This window comes from Rhodoluna sp. (genome assembly GCF_024639375.1).
Lineage (GTDB): Bacteria > Actinomycetota > Actinomycetes > Actinomycetales > Microbacteriaceae > Rhodoluna.
Map to the genome: position 1 here is coordinate 64119 of NZ_JAHEIM010000001.1, position 18740 is coordinate 82858.

Consider the following 18740-nt stretch of genomic DNA (forward strand, 5'->3'; position numbering starts at 1 on the left):
AACAGTCCTTTGCCTAAACGAGTTTGCCGATTTTGAAAATGTGTACCGGTTCTAAGAATGCATCAAGTCGAACGTAGTTATCGCTACTCCAAGTAAACACTTGGTTAGTAATCAAATCGGTGACCTCGAAACTTGAACCGTATGGCAGACCGAGTTTGGCAAGATCTAGGTGCACGGTAGTTTCACGCACGGCGTGTGGGTCAACATTGGCCACCACCAAAATCACGTCTTCTTGATTTGCCACGGTGTGTTCTGCGGCAATGCGCTTTGAGTAGGCAAGAATCGCTGAGTCATCGGTGTGGTGAAAATCAATGTTGCGAAGTTGTCGAATCGCAGGGTGTGCAGCGCGAATTTGATTCAACTTTGTGATGTAGCCCGCAATGCTGCGGCCAGATTTCTCTGCCGCTGCCCAGTCGCGAGGGCGGTATTCATACTTTTCGCTGTCGATGTGTTCTTCGGCGCCTGGTCGAGCAACCGACTCGCACAGTTCGTAACCGGCATACATGCCCCAGCTTGGCGAAGCAGTAGCTGCAATTGCGGCGCGAATCTTGTGTGCTGCCGGGCCCCCGAACTGAAGGTATTGGGTAAGAATGTCTGGCGTGCTGACCCAAAAGTTAGGTCTAAAGAAATCAGCGGTGTGCTGTGACAATTCGGTTAGATAGGTTTCAAGCTCGTGCTTGGTGTTGCGCCAGGTGTAATAGGTGTAGCTCTGCTGAAAACCAGCTTTGCCAAGCGCATGCATCATTGCCGGCCGGGTAAACGCCTCAGCCAAAAAGACCACGTCACCAAATTCACGATTTACTTCGGCAATCAACCATTCCCAGAAGGCCACAGGTTTGGTGTGTGGGTTGTCGACTCTAAAAATTTTCACGCCAAATGAAATCCAGTGATTAACCACACGCAAAACTTCGAAGTAAATGCCCTGGGGGTCATTGTCGAAGTTGATTGGGTAGATGTCTTGGTATTTCTTAGGTGGGTTCTCGGCGTAGGCGATTGTTCCGTCAGCGCGGGTGGTGAACCACTCTGGGTGTGATTTAACCCACGGATGATCTGGCGAAGCCTGAAGCGCTAGATCAAGTGCAATTTCGATACCAAGGTCTGTGGCGGTTTTAACGAAAGCTTTGAAGTCAGCTTCGGTGCCAAGGTCTGGGTGAATCTTGTCGTGGCCGCCATCTGCTGAACCAATTGCCCACGGTGAGCCTGGGTCTTGTGGCCCAGCCTGCAAAGTGTTGTTCGGGCCCTTGCGATAAGCCACGCCAATTGGGTGGATAGGCGGCATGTAAAGGATGTTGAAACCCATAGCCTTCACGGCTGGAAGTCGAAGTGCAGCAGTCTTAAAGTTGCCCGACTTCCAGGTTTTAGTCTTCGCGTCGAACACTGCGCCTTCACTGCGCGGGAAAAATTCATACCAGGCACCAACTCCGGCGCGTTCGCGTTCGCAATCGATCACCCACTCATCGCTGAGGGTAATCAGGCTGCGGATAGGTTCTGCGGCCACGGCCTTCAAGACAACATCGGCTTCTGCAATTGCTAGGCGGTCTTTTGCCGGGCGCTTTTGGTTTGCCAATTCCTCAGCCAGAGTCAGAAACAGTTTTGCGCTTTGCGCACTGCGGCCCTTTTCGGTTGCGCCACGATTGAAAAGCGCGATGCCTTCAAGCATCATCAAGTCTTCGTCAATGCCAACGGCAATTTTTACGGTTGCGTTGTGGTGCCAGGTGTCATAGTCGTCACCAAAGGCTCGAATTTGAAAACGATACTGGCCCTTTTCTTGCAACCAAGCAGAGGTCAGCCAGCGGTCGGTGCCAGGGTCACCAGGGGTCATTCGGTAAACCGATTGCTTGCCCGATGGGGCAGTGAGCAACAGTTCTACGCCAAGGCTGTCGTGGCCTTCTCTAAAAACGGTGGCTGCAAATGGCACAACTTCGCCAACTACAGCTTTTGCCGGCCAACGACCTCCTTCAACAGAAGGTGAGACTCCCAAGATTGGCAGTCTGCCGAATGGCTGGTCGTTAAGGTAGCTGATTACGTTCGTTTTGCTCACACTTCATAACTTAGTGAACTTTTTATACCGCTCGGAATAGCTGGATAGAAGTATGCGACATCGTTATCTCGGCACCGGCTGAGAATTTTGCCATTTCGGCCGGAGGAACTTCGTCGGCGCTATTCCAAAGCAACTCAAAGTCATCTGCTCCTAGGCCTTCGGGCAGGCGAACGACCTGGGCGGTTTCAGCTCCATGAATCACCAGCAGCATGGCATTCTTGCCGCCATCGGGCAAAAGGTGCTCGGTGAAGCGGCTGATCGTGCGGCATTCGGTGTTTTGCCAGTCTTCGCCAGTCATGATTTCACCGTCGGCGTTGTACCACTTGACTAGATCTTGGTCGCCGGATGCAATGTTGAAATCGCCAAAGGCCTTAGGGCGAAGCACTGGGTTGCCATGGCGCAACTTAGTTAGGTAAGCAAAGGTCTCTTCGAACTCAATTTCATGTTGCTCTAGGTCCCAGTTCACCCAGCTGAGAACCGTGTCTTGGCAGTAGGCGTTGTTGTTGCCATTTTGAGTCTTGAGGCGTTCGTCACCCGCGGTCACCATTGGAATTCCGGCAGAGAACATCATGGTGGCCATTAGGTTTCGAGCAGCCTTGCGACGCGCAACGCGAACCTCTTGGGGTGCACCGGCACCCTCGTGTCCGTGGTTAAACGAGTGGTTTCCGTTTGTGCCATCGCGGTTGCTTTCACCATTCACCTGGTTATGTTTGGTGTCATAGCTCACTAGGTCACGCAGGCAGAAACCGTCGTGCGCGGTGATGAAGTTAACGCCACCTAGCGGGCCGCTTGGGCCATCGATGATGTCGCGTGAACCAGATAGGCGAGTGGCCAAATCTGCAACGCCGTTCCAGTGCTGTCCGCTATTGCGCGCATTGGCAACATCCGAAAGCCAGAATTTGCGAATGCTGTCGCGGTATCGGTCGTTCCATTCAGCAAAACGGTCAGGAAAGTTTCCGGTTTGCCAGCCACCCAGGCCAACATCCCAAGGTTCCATGATCATTTTTGAGTTAGCGAAAATTGGGTCGTCAACAATTGCCCGCAGCAACGGGTGACCCGGGTCAAAAGTGTTGCTCGCATCGCGCGCAAGTGTGGTGGCTAGGTCGAATCTAAAACCGTCTACCTGCATCTCTTCGGTCCAGTAGCGCAAACTCTCGATGGTGAGCGCAACCACCTGTGGGTTAGCAAAGTTCAGCGAGTTTCCGCAACCGGTGGTGTCGTGATAGTGACCGTTGTCATCTTGACGGTAGTAGTTGGAATTATCTAAGCCGCGGAATGAGTAGGTGAGGCCACCGCCACCACCTTCGGCAGTGTGGTTGTAAACCACGTCAAGAATCACTTCGATGCCATTTCGGTGCAGTTCACGAATAGAAGTTTTTAGTTCGTCGATGATTGCGGTTGGCCCAGCTTGGATTGCATTTCGTGACGCATAGCGAGGGTGAGGCATAAAGAAGTTGATGGTGTTATAGCCCCAGTAGTTGATCAAGCCCATGTTCATCAGGCGAGGTTCAGAAATGAACATGTGAATCGGCAAAAGTTCAACCGCGGTCACACCAATATTTTTTAGGTGGGCGATGGTGCTGTGGTGCCCTAGTGCTGCATATGTGCCACGCAACTCATCTGGAAGGTCTTGGTTGCCGCGGGTTAGACCGCGTGGGTGAGCTTCATAAATAATGGTTTGCTCAAGTGCGGTATTCGGTTTTTCAACGCCTTGCCAATCAAAATCACTGGCAATCACCTGGCAGTGATATTCGCGGGCGCTCTCACGAATCACACCACGGGCATATGGGTCAATCAAAAAGAGTGCGTTGTTAAAGCCATCCCGTGGGCCATCAGGGCCATCGGCGCGCAGCGCATATTTGGCGCCGGCAATCAGTTTGGGGTGCGAGCCAGACCAAATGTGATCCGCTCCCGCTTGCAATTCAACTGACGCGGCAACAGTGCGCGGGTCATCCGAGTTCAGAATGCAGAGTTCAATAAAAGTTGCGGTCTCGCTGTAAACGCGAATGGTGCCGATTCCGTTTTCGATCGTCACGCCAAGTTGACCCTGACCTGCGGCAATAATCGAGCTCATCAACACCACTTATTGTTATTGGCTGCCAAGCGGGCAACCTTACAAATTCTAACCATTGTTACATTTCGCAATGATTAACCGATGGGCAAAACTAGGCTTATCAAATGGCCGTTTATCTAGATCATGCAGCCACCTCGCCGATTCGGCCCGAGGTGCTTTCGGTCTATCTGGCGGCACTGCAAGAGGTGGGTAACCCATCCTCGGTGCATAGTTTTGGTCAAAGTGCCCGCCGAAATCTCGAAGAGGCACGCGAATCATTAGCCAAATCGTTAGATTGCCACCGCAGCGAGGTAATTTTCACTGCTGGCGGCACCGAAAGCGACAACAGCGCCATTATTGGCCTCTACTGGGCTCGAAACACCCCGGATGCCTCTAGGCGGCTGGTTGTAACAGCAGGTACCGAGCACCACGCCGTGATTGAAACGGTGGAATGGCTAGAGAACACACAGGGTGCCGAAGGCGTTTTTGTGCCGGTAACGGCAGAGGGGCAACTCGATTTGAGCTGGTTGCGGCAGTTTGTTGCTGAACGGCACGACGAAATTGCCTTGATTTCCCTGATGTGGGCCAATAACGAGACCGGCGTAATTTTTCCGATTTCTGACATCGTGGCCTTGGCTAAGCCCTATGGCATTCCGGTGCATAGCGATGCTGTGGCGGCTTTTGGTCAGATTCCAATCAGCTTTAAAGACAGCGGGCTCACTGCAATGTCTATCACTGGCCACAAAATCGGCGCCCCGGTTGGTGTTGGTGCGTTGATTGCTTCGCGTGAAGCCAAGATTTCGCCAACTTCACACGGCGGCGCCCAAGAGCGGGGCATTCGCTCTGGCACGTTGAGCCCAGCGCTAGCCACCGCGTTCGCCAAAGCGGCCGAAGTGGCAATTGCCGAGCTTCCAATCAAATCGGGTTCTGTAGCCGCTATGCGCGATCGTCTGGTTGCGGGGGTCAAACAGATTGCCCCTGATGCGGTGTTTAGTCGAGGCAGTCAGCCCGGGTTGCCAGGCACCGCTCATTTCACTTTTCCCGGCTGCAGCGGCGACTCTCTGCTTTTTGTGCTCGACATGAACGATGTCTCTGTTTCGAATGGTTCGGCTTGCCGAGCCGGTGTGGCACAGGCATCCCATGTTTTGTTGGCTATGGGACGCAGTCGTGCCGATGCCTCAAGCGCACTGCGAATCTCAATGAATTGCACCACCACCGAGGCCGACGTTGACGCCTTTTTGGCCCAGTTGCCCAAGGGCTATGAGTCGGCCAAGGCTGCCGGCATGCCCTCCAAATAAGAATTCTCAGAAAGTAGACTTGAACCCATGAAGGTTCTTGCTGCGATGTCTGGTGGAGTGGACTCTGCCGTTGCCGCTGCTAGGGCTGTTGAGGCGGGTCACGAGGTTGTTGGCGTGCACTTGGCGTTGTCACGCAACTCAGGCACATTGCGCACCGGTTCGCGCGGTTGCTGCACAATCGAAGATTCAATGGATGCTCAGCGAGCAGCAAACGTTCTCGGAATTCCTTTTTATGTCTGGGATTTCTCGGAGCGTTTCAAGACTGATGTGGTTGATGACTTTATTGCCGAATATCAGGCTGGCCGCACCCCAAACCCTTGCATGCGTTGCAACGAGCGCATCAAGTTTGCTGCGTTGCTAGAAAAGGCGTTAGCCCTGGGTTTCGACGCAGTGTGCACCGGGCACTATGCGAGTTTGCTTACCGACGCCGATGGCAATCTCGAATTGCACCGCAGTGATGAGTTAGCGAAAGACCAGTCATATGTTCTTGGTGTGTTGACTGCAGATCAGTTGAAGCATTCGATGTTCCCATTGGGCGCAACGGCATCCAAAGACTTAATTCGCGCCGAGGCTGATGCCCGTGGGCTAGCGGTTGCCAATAAGCCAGACAGCTACGACATTTGTTTTATTCCAGAGGGCGACACTCAGGATTGGTTGGCTGAAAAAGCTGGCAAGGCCGAAGGTGAGATTGTTGACCGCTCGGGTGCCGTGCTTGGTCACCATGAGGGTGCTCACGGTTTCACCGTTGGTCAACGCAAGGGTCTTTCTATTGGTCGCCCTGCCGCGGATGGTCGCCCGCGCTATGTGCTTGAGATTCGCCCTAAGACCAACACGGTCGTGGTTGGCCCTCAGGCGGCATTGGCAATTAATGAAATGGTCGGCAATAAGTTCACTTGGTGTGGAGTAGCGCCATCAAATGTTGACGAATGGATGCCAGTTCACGTTCAGGTGCGTGCACACGGCGACGCCATTGAAGCGGAATTTAGAATTCACGAATCACAAATGCAGATTCGCGTGCATGAGCCAATTCTTGGTGTTGCACCGGGACAGACCGCAGTTGTTTATCAGGGCACACGAGTGCTTGGTCAAACCACAATCGATCGAACCGTCAGTGCAATTCCGGTTGATGCCGAATGACTGATTTGATTCAAGCGGCTGCAGCAAAACGCGTAGCCGAGTTGGTTGACGAACTAAATAAACACCGCCGCGCATACTACGAGGGCAACACTGTTCTAATTAGTGATGCCGAATACGACGCGATGCTGCACGAGCTTCAGGTTCTTGAATCGCAACACCCAGAGTTAATCACTGGCGATAGCCCAACTCAAACTGTGGGCGGTGCTGCCAACCAAGCATTCGCTCCGGTAGAGCATCTTGAGCGCATGATGAGTCTCGACAACGTTTTCTCTTTTGATGAATTTAAAACTTGGGCAGAGCGCGCAGGCAGCGGGCCTTATCTTTGTGAATTAAAAATTGATGGCTTAGCAATTAACCTGCGCTACCTCAACGGTCAACTCGTTTCAGCTGCAACGCGAGGCGACGGTGTAGTTGGTGAAGATGTCACAGCGAATGTTTTAACCATCGCATCGATTCCAAAAAAACTGGCTGGCAAAAACCACCCGGCGCAAGTTGAAGTTCGCGGCGAAATTTATTTTGCTTTGGATGACTTTGCAAAACTTAATGCCGGCCTGGTTGCCGAGGGCAAGGCGCCTTTTGCCAACCCACGAAATTCAGCAAGTGGATCGTTGCGCCAAAAGGACCCAAAGGTCACAGCAACTCGACCGCTAAAAATGTTGGTGCACGGCATTGGTGCCTGGCCCGATGCGCCAGCCGCAAATCAGAGCGAGATGTATGCGTTGCTCAAGAGCTGGGGGCTACCGACTTCAGATCGCGTGAGTGTGGTCAACACAGTTGACGAAGTGCTCAAATACATCGCAGATTTTGAAGCACACCGCCATGACCTTGAGCACGAGATTGACGGCGTAGTTGTAAAGATTGACAACCTCGCTCGTCAGCGTGAACTCGGATTCACCAGCCGTGCGCCGCGTTGGGCCATCGCCTATAAATATGCTCCTGAGCAAGTGAACACCAAGTTGGTTGACATCAAGGTGTCGGTTGGTCGAACCGGCCGTGCCACGCCGTATGCGGTTGTTGAACCGGTAAAGGTAGCGGGTTCAGTTGTTGAATTTGCCACCCTGCACAATCAAGACGTTGTGAAAGCCAAGGGAGTGCTGATTGGTGACACTGTTGTGCTTCGCAAAGCCGGCGATGTCATTCCCGAAATTCTCGGCCCGGTGATTGAACTTCGTGATGGCAGCGAGCGAGCGTTTGTGATGCCAAGCACTTGCCCTGCGTGCAACTCGCCGCTGGCGCCGTCATCCGAGGGTGATGTTGATTTGCGTTGCCAAAACGCAAAGAGCTGCCCGGCACAGTTGCGTGAGCGCATTGCCTACATAGGTTCACGTGGCGTGCTTGACATCGAGGCACTTGGTTATGTTGCCGCCACGGCGCTAACTCAGCCAATTGCGCCAGAGGGTGCTGGCCTGAAATCTGAAGCCAAGCTTTTTGATTTAACTTTGGATGACTTGCTGCCAATTCGCACCACCGTGCTTGATGCCGATTCAGGTTTGCCAAAACTTGATGAAGATGGCAATCCAAAGATTGTTGAATTCTTTAAGAAGAAAGATGGCACCCCGGCAGAAGTTGCGCTCAAGTTACTTCGCAATCTTGAAGATGCGAAAACCAGACCGCTTTGGAGAATTCTGGTGGCGCTTTCTATTCGCCACGTTGGCCCAGTTGCTGCACGCGCGCTTGCATCGCACTTTGGTTCGCTCGACGAAATTTTTGGCGCCACTGAAGCTGAGCTCAGTGAGGTTGACGGCGTTGGACCAACACTTGCGCAATCGCTAACCGAATGGATTGCGGTTGATTGGCACAAAGAGATCATTGATTCTTGGCGCGCAGCCGGGGTAGTGCTTGAAATCGAAGGCCATGCTGGGCCGGGTGCGTCAACCAACGACGGAATCTTTAGTGGCATGAGCATTGTTGCTACCGGTTCGTTGAAGCAATTCACGCGCGATCAAATTGAAGAAGCGATTATCTCGAATGGTGGCAAAGCCGCGTCGTCAGTTTCAAAGAAAACATCATTTGTGATTGCGGGTGAAAATGCTGGTTCGAAGTTGGCGAAGGCAGAAGAGCTTGGCGTCGAAGTTATTGACGAAGACGAATTCATAAAGCGACTCGCAAAATAATTCTTAAACAAAAAACCCGCCAATCACGGCGGGTTTTTATTTGCTAAAACTTAGTCTTGCTCTGAAGCCGCGTTCTCATCTGCAGCAACCATTGACTCGGTGGTCATCAGGTTGCGCAAGGTGCCTAAGAAGTCTTCGATGTCGGCGCGCTCGTGCTTCATGCGGCTAAGACGCTCTTCGCTGTCTTTGATTGCGTTCTGTGCGTAGCCTTCAGCCTTGCGAGTGAGCATTTCTGCACGGCGGCGCGACTGATTGATCAAGTTGGTTGCGGTGCGGTTGGCATCTTCTAGCAACGCGTTTGCAGTTGCCTGTGCCTCGCGAGAAATTGACTCGGCTTCGCTGATTAGAGCGGCTGCCTTTGCAGATGCCTCAGAAAGGTTGGCGCTTGATTCATCGGTTACCTGCTGAGCCTGAGCAACGGCGTTTTGGTATAGACGAAGAGCCTCTTGCTCGGTCTCGTCGCGCTTGGCGCGAATCTCGGCCTCTAGCTCAACACGAGCCTGTGCGGTCTTTTGAGTAAGTTCTGTGGCTAGAGCACGCGCCTCTTCGGTTTCGCGGTGAACCTGAGCACGAAGTTCGGCGGCGTAGCGCTCGCCTTCAGACTTAATGGCTGAGGCTTCGCGCTGTGCGGTGCCAATCTTTTCGCCGGCTTCGGTTTCACGAGCCTTGGCTGAAGCAAGAATTTCGGTAGCTAGACGCTCAGCGTCAAGGCGAGCCTCAACTAGCTTGGCTTCGGCCTCGGCCAAAACTACGTCTGCCTTTTGCTGAGCCTTGCGAGTTAGTTGCTCGCTTTCGGCCTTTGCGGTTTCGCGAATGCGGTTGGCATCTTGGCCGGCATCGGCAATAAGTTTGGTGGCCTGCTCTTCGGCAAGGCGCAGGGTCTGCTCAAATTGAGCACCAAGCTCGGCATAACCAGGTGCGCCGCCCTTGCGAATCTTGGCTTTGGCTTCTTCTAGCTCGTTTTTAAGGTGCTCAACCTCAGATGAGGCATTGAAGTTGTACTCGCGAACGTGCTCTAGTTCTGCACGAAGCTCGGCCAAGACGCGGTCGACTTCGTCTTTTTCGTAGCCACGAAATGCAATCGTGAACTGTTCGTTTTCCAAGTTTGAGCCTTTGCAGCTAGGGGATTGGCGTGTCGGTGCAAACACCAGCCACAAGTCCTTAGTTTATAGGGGTTTATCCGAGGCTGAAAAATATTTTCGCCCAATCGGTGCCGTGGTGGCAGAGCCATGTTCGGGTCAGGTCACATTTGCCCGTTTGGTAGGCTGTAAAGCAACCCCGAACGCCTAGCGAGTGGATTTATGTCTGAAATTACCCCGGATTTGGTGAGGCACCTTGCCAACCTGGCCCGCATCGATGTCAACGAAAACGAAGTGGCGCTTTTTGCCGACCAGCTCAACCTGATTGTTGATTCGGTTGCCGCTATTAAAGACGCCGTTGCTGGCGACGTGCCGGCCACTAGCCACCCAATTGCAATGGCAAATGTCTTTCGCGAAGATGTGATCGAGCCTTCGTTGACCCAAGAGCAGGCCCTTTCTGGCGCCGCCGACAGCGCCGATGGCCGCTTTCGCGTTCACGCAATCTTGGATGAGGAGTAGACCATGTCAGATCTCATTCGCAAAAGCGCCTCAGAGCAGGCTGAACTTCTTCGCACTGGCCAGGTTTCTTCGGTTGAACTGACCCAGGCGCACCTTGACCGCACTGCAGCTGTGGATGGCGACGTTCACAGCTATCTTCACGTTGGCCCAGAGGCTGCGCTTGCCGCCGCCGCCGACATTGATCGTCGTCGTGCCGCAGGCGAGCAGTTGCACCAGCTTGCTGGTTTGCCAATTGCCGTAAAAGACAACCTGACAACTACTGATGCGCCAACCACCTCGGGCTCAAAGATTCTTGAGGGTTGGGTTCCGCCTTACGACGCAACTGTGGTTGCCAAACTTCGCGCCGCTGGCATGCCAATTTTGGGCAAGACCAACCTCGACGAATTCGCCATGGGTTCATCAACCGAGTTCTCGGCTTACGGCCCAAGCAAAAACCCTTGGGATCTAGGCCGCATCCCGGGTGGTTCTGGTGGTGGCTCGAGCTCAGTGGTTGCCTCTTTTCAGGCGCCGCTTGCAATCGGTTCAGACACCGGTGGTTCAATTCGCTACCCAGCATTCGTAACCGGCACCGTTGGCGCCAAGCCAACCTACGGAGCGGTTTCACGCTACGGCTTGATTGCGCTGGCAAGCTCGCTTGACCAGGTTGGCCCGGTTTCTCGTAATGTTCTTGACTCAGCTTTGCTGCAGGACGTTATTGCCGGTCACGACCCACACGACAGCACCTCGTTGCCTGAGTCACTTGGCTCAATGGCCGAGGCTGCTAAAAAGCTTGACGTCAAGGGCATGCGCATTGGTGTTATCAAGCAGTTGAATGGTGAAGGTTTCGCCGCTGGAGTTTCAGCTCGTTTTAACGAAAGCTTGCAGCTGTTGCAGCAGGCCGGTGCCGAGATTGTTGAAGTTGACTGCCCAAGTTTTGAATATGCAATCGCTGCTTACTACTTGATCTTGCCTGCAGAGGCCTCTTCAAACCTTGCAAAGTTTGATTCAGTGCGTTTTGGTTTGCGCGTGACTCCAGAAGGCACACCAACCATTGAGCGCGTGATGGCGGCCACTCGTGAGGCTGGTTTCGGTCCAGAGGTTAAGCGCCGCATCATCCTGGGCACATATGCACTTTCAAGTGGCTATTACGACGCGTACTACGGCAGTGCCCAAAAAGTGCGCACCCTGATTCAGCGCGACTTTGATGCAGCATTTGCCAAGGCTGATGTGTTGGTTTCACCAACTGCACCAAGCGTTGCGTTTAAGTTTGGCGAGAAGCTGGATGACCCACTTGCAATGTACCTAAACGACATCGCAACCATTCCGGCAAACCTTGCGGGCATTCCGGGCATCGCGGTGCCAAACGGTTTGGCCGAAGAGAACATGCCATCTGGCATTCAGTTCTTGGCGCCTGCACGTGAAGACGCTCGTTTGTATCAAGTAGGTGCAACCCTAGAGAAGCTTCACGAAGATGTTTGGGGCAAGCGAATGATTGATTTTGCACCCGAGTTGCAGGAGGCTCGCTAATGGCTAAAGACGAGTTGATGAACTACGAGAAGGCCCTTGAGCAATTTGAAGTTGTGATTGGTCTTGAGGTTCACGTTGAACTAAACACCAATACCAAAATGTTCTGTGGTTGCCGCAACGAGTTTGGCAACGAGCCAAACACCAACGTTTGCCCAATCTGCATCGGCCTGCCTGGTTCGCTGCCTGCAGTAAACAAGAAGGCTGTTGAGTCAAGCATCAAGATTGGTTTGCAGCTTGGTTGCGAAATTGCCCCTAACGGTCGCTTCGCACGCAAGAACTACTTTTATCCAGACTTGGCAAAGAACTTTCAGACCTCGCAATTTGACGAGCCAATCGCTTTTGAAGGCGCTTTGGACGTTGAGGTGCCATCTGGCAAGGTTTTCACGATTCAAATTGAGCGTGCTCACATGGAAGAAGATGCGGGCAAGCTGACCCACGTTGGTGGATCAACCGGTCGCATTCAGGGTGCCGAGTATTCACTTGTTGACTACAACCGCGCCGGTGTGCCTCTGGTTGAGATCGTGACCAAGCCGGTTTATGGCGCGGGTGCTGAAGCTCCTGAACTGGCCGCGGCTTATGTGCGATTGATCCGAGAAATCGTGAAGAGCATGAACGTTTCAGATGCTCGCATGGAGCGCGGAAACGTGCGCTGTGACGCAAACGTTTCACTGCGACCACACGGTCAAGAAAAACTTGGCACTCGCACCGAGACTAAGAACGTTAACTCTTTGCGTTCTATCGAGCGTGCTGTGCGTTATGAAATTCAACGTCAGGCAGCACTTTTGGCCAAGGGTGTTGCAATCACTCAAGAGACTCGTCACTGGCACGAAGACAAGGGTGCAACCAGTTCTGGTCGCCCTAAGTCAGACGCCGATGACTACCGCTACTTCCCAGAACCAGACCTGGTTCCGGTGCAGCCTTCAAAAGCCTGGATCGAAGAAATTCGCGCAACCTTGCCAGAAAACCCAGCCGACCGTCGCAAGCGCGTGCAGGCTGAGTGGGGCTTTGCCGATCTTGAGTTCCGCGATGTTGTTAACGCAGGATTGCTAGACCAAATTGAAGAAACCGTAAAGGCCGGCGCAAAGCCACAGGCTGCTCGCAAGTGGTGGACCGGCGAACTTGCTCGTATTGCGAACACTCAAGACCAGGATGTGACCGACCTAGAAATTTCTGGTGCCTACGTTGCCGAACTTGCTGGCTTGGTTGAAGCAGGCAAGATCAACGACCGTTTGGCTCGCGAAGTTTTGACTTTTGTTTTGGCTGGCGAAGGTAGCCCCGCTCAGGTAGTTGCAGCTCGGGGCCTTGAAGTTGTATCTGACGACGGCGCCCTGATTGCGGCTATCGAAGCTGCGTTGGCAAAACAGCCAGATGTGCTCGATGCAATTCGTGAAGGCCGCATGCAGGCCGCCGGTGCCGTTATCGGTGCAGTTATGCAGGCCATGAAGGGCTCTGCGGATGCCGGCCGTGTGCGTGAACTGCTAATCGAAATGGCAAATAAATAATTTGCGTTGGCAAATCGACTGCCTTGGCGATCGATCAATAAATATTGAATCTGGTTTAAATAAATAGGGTTCCACCTGGTTTTAATAACCAGGGCTTCGCCCCAATGAATAAAGTCCCCGGAATTTACTTCCGGGGACTTTAAACATTCATTGGGGTGAGTAACGGGGCTTGAACCCGCGACCCCCTGGACCACAACCAGGTGCTCTACCAGCTGAGCTATACCCACCATGTGCTAAACCTTTGTTTAACAACCAAGTAAGCCTATCAGTTTGAAGCTAGTTAGTGCCCGCGATGTTTGCAGATGCCTCTTTGGCCTGGTCGGTGCTTGGGCCGGGTGCAGGAACCATTACTGTTTGGCGGTAATAACGCAGCTCTTGAATTGATTCACGAATGTCTGCCAGGGCACGGTGGCCGCCGTCTTTTTTAGGCAACTGAAAATAGACCCGCGGATACCAGCGGCGGGTGAGCTCTTTGATTGATGAAACGTCGATGTTTCGATAGTGCAGATGCTCGTCGAGTGCTGGCATGTAGCGGTTGATGAACATGCGGTCGGTGCCAATGGTGTTGCCGGCAAGTGGGGCCTCTTTGGCGTTTGGCACGAAGCGCTTGATGTAGCTAAGCACCACTTCTTCGGCTTCGGCTAGCTCAAGACCATTTTCAACTTCGGTGATGAGGCCTGATTCGGTGTGCATGTTGCGCACGAAATCGTTCATCTGCGCCCATGAATCCTCGCGAGGTTTGATCACCACGTCGATGCCTTCATCCAAGATTTCTAGTTCTGAGTTGGTGATTACGACCGCAATTTCAACCAGGCAATCCTTCTCAGGATTCAGGCCGGTCATTTCACAGTCGATCCAAACTAAGTTGTCAGAAATCTCAATCACGTTCCAAAAATAGGGGAGGTCTCCGACATCAGTCGGAGACCTCCAATTCTAACCAAGCGGATTAGGCAGCCTTGGCCTTCTTGGTGCGCTTCGCAAGACGGTTTGCTGCTGCCTTCTCTTTGCGGCCCTCAACCAATCGGTAAAGCACCGGCACGATAACCAGGGTCAACACAGTTGATGAGAACAATCCACCGATAACCACGATCGCAAGTGGCTGTGAAATGAATCCACCACCACCCGTGATTCCGATTGCCATCGGTGTCAAAGCAAAGATGGTTGCCAACGCGGTCATCAAAATTGGGCGCAGGCGTTGACGTGCTCCATCCATGATGGCTTCAACGAGCGGGCGACCCTGCTTGCGATATTGGTTGATTAGGTCAATCAGCACGATTGCATTTGTGACCACAACACCAACTAGCAACAGCATGCCAATCAAAGAAGGCACACCCAGTGGCGTGTCTGTGGCTAGCAATAGACCAAGTGCACCGGTTGCTGCGAATGGAATCGAGATCAAGAGAATCAGTGGCTGAATCAAACTTGAGAATGTCGCAACCATTACGATGAACACGATTGCAACCGCAGCCAAGAGGGCTACACCAAGCTGCTGGAATGATGATGCCTGGTCGGCGCTCACACCGCCAAGCGTTGCAGATACTCCCAAAGGCAATTCAGTTGCGTCAAGGCGCTTGCTAACTTCAGCTGAGATTGCGCCGAGGTTGTCGCCAGATGGGGTGAGCGATACCTTGGCGGTGCGGTCACCCTTCTCGCTGGTAATTGAAACTGGCACTTCAACCTGTTCAACACGTGCAATCGAAGACAATGACACCAATCCAGTTGCGGTTGGAATCTTGATTGCCTTAATTTCTGCAACCGTGTCTGGAGTATTTGTCTGCACCACATAGATAGAAGTCTCAACATTGTTGAGGTTTACCTTGCCAATGCTCGTTGGCTTCAGCTTCGATGAAACGATGCCACCCACTGCAATTTCACTTAGTCCAAGTTTTGCAGCCGCTAGACGATTCACAGTCACACGCAAGGTGCGCTGCTTCTCGGCTAGCGAGTTAGTTACCTCGGATACATCCGGGGTGCCTTGCATTGCTGTTTGCAACTTGGCAATCGCGTCGTTGAGTTTGATGTCATCTGGGGCTGTCACCTTGATGTCAATGGTGCTTGATGAACCGAAGCCCGGGCCGCCGCCTGAGGCAAATTTAATTGTGCCCAGGCTTGGGTCTTGCTCAAACTTTGTAGTCAGCTTGTCTTGCAATGCTGGCAAGTCTGTGCCGTCTACAGCAGTGGCCTGAATTGAGATGCCTCCGGCCGATGCGCCGAATGCAACGCGACCGTCACCGCTTGAGCCAATTGATGTCTGCACGACTTCAATGGTTTTTTCGGCGAGCAGTAGTGACTCGACCTTGGCTGCGGCCTCATCTTGCTGCTTCAAGGTTGCGCCAGCCGGCAAAGTTTGATTGATCACGAAACCGTTCGAACCTGAAGAGCCAATGAAGTCAGTTTTCAAGAATGGCACCAGCGCAAAGGTGAAAACCAAAACGATGAATGCTGAAACGATAGTGATTACCGGGCGCTTCTGAGTCCAAGTTAGAACTGGCAAGTAGCCGCGCTGCAACCAGCTCTTGCGCTCTTTTTCTTCCTCTGCCAAGCGGGCCTTTTCGGCGAACTTGTCGAGGTCCTTTTTCTTTAGGGCATCACTTTCTTTAGGGTTCTTCAAGAACCAGTAAGCCAAGACTGGAACGATGGTTAGCGACACAAAGAGTGAAGCGACCAGTGCAATGGCGAAGGTAAAGGCGAAAGGTCTAAAGATTTCGCCAATCAGGCCGCTCACCAATGCTATTGGCAAGAACACAGCCACGGTGGTGATGGTGGCTGCCGTGATCGCGCCAGCAACTTCCTTCACTGCGTCAAGAATTGCTGTGCTCTTTGGCTCGCCATAAGAAAGGTGACGGTTAATGTTTTCGATAACCACGATTGAGTCATCGACAACTCGACCGATTGCAATCGTTAGCGCACTCAGCGTCAAGATGTTCAATGAGTAGCCGAATTGGTTGAGGCCAATAAATGTAATCAAAACCGAGGTTGGAATTGAAATTGCGGTCACCAAAGTTGATCGCACAGATAGCAAGAAGAGCAAAATTACGAGAATCGCAAAGCTGAGGCCAAGCAAGCCTTCGGTGCTTAGGTTTTCAAGTGACTTCTCAACGTATGGTGCCTGGTCAAAAACTGTCACAACTGTTACAGCGCCTAGCTTCTTTTGTAACTCAGCAATCTTGTCGTGCACCGCGTGTGAAACGGCAACAGTGTTGCCATCCTGAGTTTTAACAATTGAAATCGAAAGAGCAGCTTTGCCATTTGTGCGGGCGATGCTCGTGGTCGGTGCATCTTCGTAGTTGACTTTGGCAACATCGCTAAGTTTCAGAGCAACTGTGCGAGTACTCACCGTTGGTGTTGTTGAACCAGGAATAGTGAATCCACTTGGAATTCCACCCATTCCAGCAAGGCCGGCGGGAATCGAGGGGGTAGTCGGTGCAGTGACCGTAGTCTTTGTGCCAATTAGCGGAAGTGACTTGAGCTGCTCAAGGCTGTTGACCGGGGTTCCAACTTCAACTGAGATCGACCCATCTTTGTCAGAGATTGTTCCAGCAGGAATGATGAAGCCGTTTACCTGCAGAGCGCTAGTGATTGATTGCTGAGTTAGCCCGTTGGCAGTCATTAGAGAAGTGTTCAACTTGAGGTTCACGCGCTTTTCACGAATGCCCGAAATTGTCACATCGCGAACTCCGCTGATCTCACCAAAGAGTTGTGGTGCCACATCTTGAAGTGTTTGAGCGATTGATTCGTTGTCACCGTTGTTAGCCGAAACGCCTAGAGCAATAATCGGCACTGAATCGAAGCTGCCTGAAAGAACATTTGGTGTTACATCTGCTGGCAACGCCGATTGAATAGAAGCCAACGCAGCTGCCAAGGTTTCTTTAACTTTGGATGTTGCAGTGCCGTAGTCATACTCAACGCGAACGATCGAGATGTTGCTCTGCGAGGTTGAAGTGGTATTGACGATGCCGTCGGTTTGGCGCACCGCATCTTCGATTACCTGGCTGACCTGCTTGTCGATCACCTCAGGCGAGGCACCTGGGTATGCGGTGACAATTGCCGCCTGTGGCACTTCAAACGAGGGGATGAGTTCTTGCTTGAGCGACCCCAAGGAAATGAATCCGAAGATTGCAACGATGATAGTGATTAGGGCAACCACAGAACGGTTGGCAACACTCAATTTGGCAAGACTAAACAAAGCAGACCTTTCAACGGAATACCTCAAGGCTAACCGCCATAAACCGAAAGTAATTCCAATCGCAGTAGCATTTAGTAATGTCTGAGAACCTGCCTCCGTGCCCTAAATGCCAGTCTTTTTATACCTATGAAATGGGTTCGCTCTTGGTTTGCCCAGAGTGTGCAAATGAGTGGCAGCCCGAGGCCGAAGAGGCTGAACCGGTTGCCGCAGAGGTCAAGGATTCGGTTGGCAACGTATTAGCCGATGGCGACACCGTGACGATCGTTAAAGACCTCAAAGTCAAAGGAAGCTCGACCTCAGTAAAGGTTGGCACCAAAGTGCGCAACATTCGGTTAATTAGTCCTGTGGATGGGCACGACATCGACGCAAAAGTCGATGGATTCGGCTCGATGTATCTAAAGTCGAGCATTGTGAAAAAGGTTATTTAAGCAGCGAAGCCATCTGCTTGTAAATCAGGTTCGCAGCAAAGATTGGGTTTAGTCGGCTCAGGCGATCCATCAACTTGGCGTCTGAGCCAATGCAAATGCGTGGCACATTGTGTTCGATGGCATCAACCATTGCACGAGCGGCAACCGGCGCCGGAGTGGTCTTCATTTTTGAGCTCTCAGCTGCATCTGCAGGCATGTCCATGCCCGAGTTAGTTGCAATGTTGGTTGCGATTGCGCCAGGGAAAACTACGGTGACGCCGACATTGGTTCCCAGAAGTTCTGAGCGCAGACCTTCAGTGAACAACTTGACGGCTGCCTTTGAAGCTCCATAGACGCTCTGACCAGGAACCGGAGCGTAGGCGCCCATCGATGAAACGTTGAGAATGTGGGCCTCAGGCTGGGCAAGTAGGCCTGGCAAGAACGCCTTAACCATAAGAAGTGGGCCGGTGAAGTTAACGTTCATTACTCGGGCGGCAGCCTCAAGGCTTAGCTCATTAACTTTCACAAACGGCTGGATGATTCCGGCGTTATTGATGATTGCGTCGATGTGGGCACCCATGCGCTCACCAATTTCTCGCGGCAGGTTGGCAACGTGAGCAGCATCGGTGATGTCAACCACGAAAGTCTCAACTCGACCGCCAAGAGCGTCAGCCAGAGCCTTGGTTTCGGCAAGGGTCTCGGCACGCATGTCGATTGCAGCAACTTGAGCGCCGCGCTTAATCAGTTCAAGGGTTAATTCGCGACCCATTCCGCTGCCGGCACCAGTGACTACAACAACTTTTCCTTGAACCTTCATTTTGCCCCCTCGAATAATGGCTAGATATCTTCATAGTATGCCCGTTTCGGAGAAATTCGCTAAGAGCAGCGGGTGACCAGA

Annotated in this window: 13 protein-coding genes and 1 tRNA gene; 7 read left to right on the plus strand and 7 right to left on the minus strand. The window is 52.5% G+C overall.

From position 1 onward, the window contains the following. Positions 1-13: 13 nt before the first annotated feature. Both Q0L28_RS00355 and glgX read right to left on the minus strand, forming a co-directional pair. Positions 14-2041 carry an alpha-1,4-glucan--maltose-1-phosphate maltosyltransferase gene (locus Q0L28_RS00355; RefSeq protein ID WP_296630006.1) on the minus strand — a complete coding sequence of 676 codons (2028 nt, stop codon included), beginning with the start codon at positions 2039-2041 and terminating at the stop codon, positions 14-16. 22 nt (positions 2042-2063) lie between these two features. Next, positions 2064-4115, minus strand: coding sequence for a glycogen debranching protein GlgX (glgX, locus tag Q0L28_RS00360; RefSeq protein WP_296630009.1), 2052 nt, complete (start codon positions 4113-4115; stop codon positions 2064-2066). 104 nt (positions 4116-4219) lie between these two features. Between glgX and Q0L28_RS00365 the strand changes: the two genes are divergently transcribed. Genes Q0L28_RS00365 through ligA form a run of 3 tightly spaced genes read left to right on the plus strand, consistent with a single transcriptional unit; the run spans position 4220 to position 8643 of the window. Then, the gene (locus Q0L28_RS00365; protein WP_296630012.1) at positions 4220-5392 is read left to right on the plus strand and encodes a cysteine desulfurase family protein; all 1173 of its coding nucleotides are present in this window, start codon (positions 4220-4222) and stop codon (positions 5390-5392) included. Between the two features lie 27 nt (positions 5393-5419). Beyond that, positions 5420-6529: a tRNA 2-thiouridine(34) synthase MnmA gene (gene mnmA / locus Q0L28_RS00370; RefSeq protein ID WP_296630015.1), complete on the plus strand. Its 1110-nt coding sequence runs from the start codon at positions 5420-5422 to the stop codon at positions 6527-6529. After that, positions 6526-8643, plus strand: coding sequence for an NAD-dependent DNA ligase LigA (ligA, locus tag Q0L28_RS00375; protein ID WP_296630017.1), 2118 nt, complete (start codon positions 6526-6528; stop codon positions 8641-8643). The genes mnmA and ligA overlap by 4 nt, the downstream gene beginning before the upstream one ends. 50 nt (positions 8644-8693) lie before the next feature. On the opposite strand, the gene Q0L28_RS00380 is transcribed toward ligA, so the two are convergent. Further along, positions 8694-9746, minus strand: a complete 1053-nt coding sequence (locus Q0L28_RS00380) for a DivIVA domain-containing protein (protein WP_296630020.1) — start codon at positions 9744-9746, stop codon at positions 8694-8696. Between the two features lie 198 nt (positions 9747-9944). Between Q0L28_RS00380 and gatC the strand changes: the two genes are divergently transcribed. Genes gatC through gatB form a run of 3 tightly spaced genes read left to right on the plus strand, consistent with a single transcriptional unit; the run spans position 9945 to position 13249 of the window. Beyond that, positions 9945-10241, plus strand: a complete 297-nt coding sequence (gene gatC, locus Q0L28_RS00385) for an Asp-tRNA(Asn)/Glu-tRNA(Gln) amidotransferase subunit GatC (protein ID WP_296630022.1) — start codon at positions 9945-9947, stop codon at positions 10239-10241. Positions 10242-10244: 3 nt separating this feature from the next. Next, positions 10245-11747, plus strand: a complete 1503-nt coding sequence (gatA, locus tag Q0L28_RS00390; RefSeq protein WP_296630025.1) for an Asp-tRNA(Asn)/Glu-tRNA(Gln) amidotransferase subunit GatA — start codon at positions 10245-10247, stop codon at positions 11745-11747. After that, positions 11747-13249, plus strand: a complete 1503-nt coding sequence (gene gatB, locus Q0L28_RS00395) for an Asp-tRNA(Asn)/Glu-tRNA(Gln) amidotransferase subunit GatB (protein ID WP_296630028.1) — start codon at positions 11747-11749, stop codon at positions 13247-13249. The genes gatA and gatB overlap by 1 nt, the downstream gene beginning before the upstream one ends. Positions 13250-13400: 151 nt before the next feature. Here gatB and Q0L28_RS00400 read toward each other — a convergent pair. The 3 genes from Q0L28_RS00400 to Q0L28_RS00410 form a co-directional block, all read right to left on the minus strand. Then, a tRNA-His gene (locus Q0L28_RS00400) sits at positions 13401-13476 on the minus strand. A gap of 49 nt (positions 13477-13525) precedes the next feature. Then, positions 13526-14134, minus strand: coding sequence for an oligoribonuclease (gene orn, locus Q0L28_RS00405; RefSeq protein WP_296630031.1), 609 nt, complete (start codon positions 14132-14134; stop codon positions 13526-13528). A 61-nt stretch (positions 14135-14195) separates the two neighbouring features. Next, complete coding sequence (locus tag Q0L28_RS00410; protein WP_296630033.1) at positions 14196-17417, minus strand: efflux RND transporter permease subunit; 3222 nt, start codon at positions 17415-17417, stop codon at positions 14196-14198. 95 nt (positions 17418-17512) lie between these two features. Between Q0L28_RS00410 and Q0L28_RS00415 the strand changes: the two genes are divergently transcribed. Next, entirely contained in the window at positions 17513-17863 is a 351-nt protein-coding gene (locus tag Q0L28_RS00415; RefSeq protein WP_296630036.1) for a zinc ribbon domain-containing protein YjdM, read from the plus strand. On the opposite strand, the gene Q0L28_RS00420 is transcribed toward Q0L28_RS00415, so the two are convergent. Next, the gene (locus Q0L28_RS00420) at positions 17856-18659 is read right to left on the minus strand and encodes an SDR family NAD(P)-dependent oxidoreductase (protein WP_296630039.1); all 804 of its coding nucleotides are present in this window, start codon (positions 18657-18659) and stop codon (positions 17856-17858) included. The two genes, Q0L28_RS00415 and Q0L28_RS00420, sit on opposite strands and share 8 nt — an antisense overlap. Positions 18660-18740: the final 81 nt, after the last annotated feature.

Bases quoted from the DNA above. Each gene is read 5' to 3' on its own strand.
- gatC (WP_296630022.1), top strand. From the start codon at position 9,945: ATGTCTGAAATTACCCCGGATTTGGTGAGGCACCTTGCCAACCTGGCC.
- gatA (WP_296630025.1), top strand. From the start codon at position 10,245: ATGTCAGATCTCATTCGCAAAAGCGCCTCAGAGCAGGCTGAACTTCTT.
- Q0L28_RS00365 (WP_296630012.1), top strand. From the start codon at position 4,220: ATGGCCGTTTATCTAGATCATGCAGCCACCTCGCCGATTCGGCCCGAG.
- Q0L28_RS00415 (WP_296630036.1), top strand. From the start codon at position 17,513: ATGTCTGAGAACCTGCCTCCGTGCCCTAAATGCCAGTCTTTTTATACC.
- Q0L28_RS00420 (WP_296630039.1), bottom strand. From the start codon at position 18,659: ATGAAGGTTCAAGGAAAAGTTGTTGTAGTCACTGGTGCCGGCAGCGGA.
- ligA (WP_296630017.1), top strand. From the start codon at position 6,526: ATGACTGATTTGATTCAAGCGGCTGCAGCAAAACGCGTAGCCGAGTTG.
- mnmA (WP_296630015.1), top strand. From the start codon at position 5,420: ATGAAGGTTCTTGCTGCGATGTCTGGTGGAGTGGACTCTGCCGTTGCC.
- glgX (WP_296630009.1), bottom strand. From the start codon at position 4,115: ATGAGCTCGATTATTGCCGCAGGTCAGGGTCAACTTGGCGTGACGATC.
- gatB (WP_296630028.1), top strand. From the start codon at position 11,747: ATGGCTAAAGACGAGTTGATGAACTACGAGAAGGCCCTTGAGCAATTT.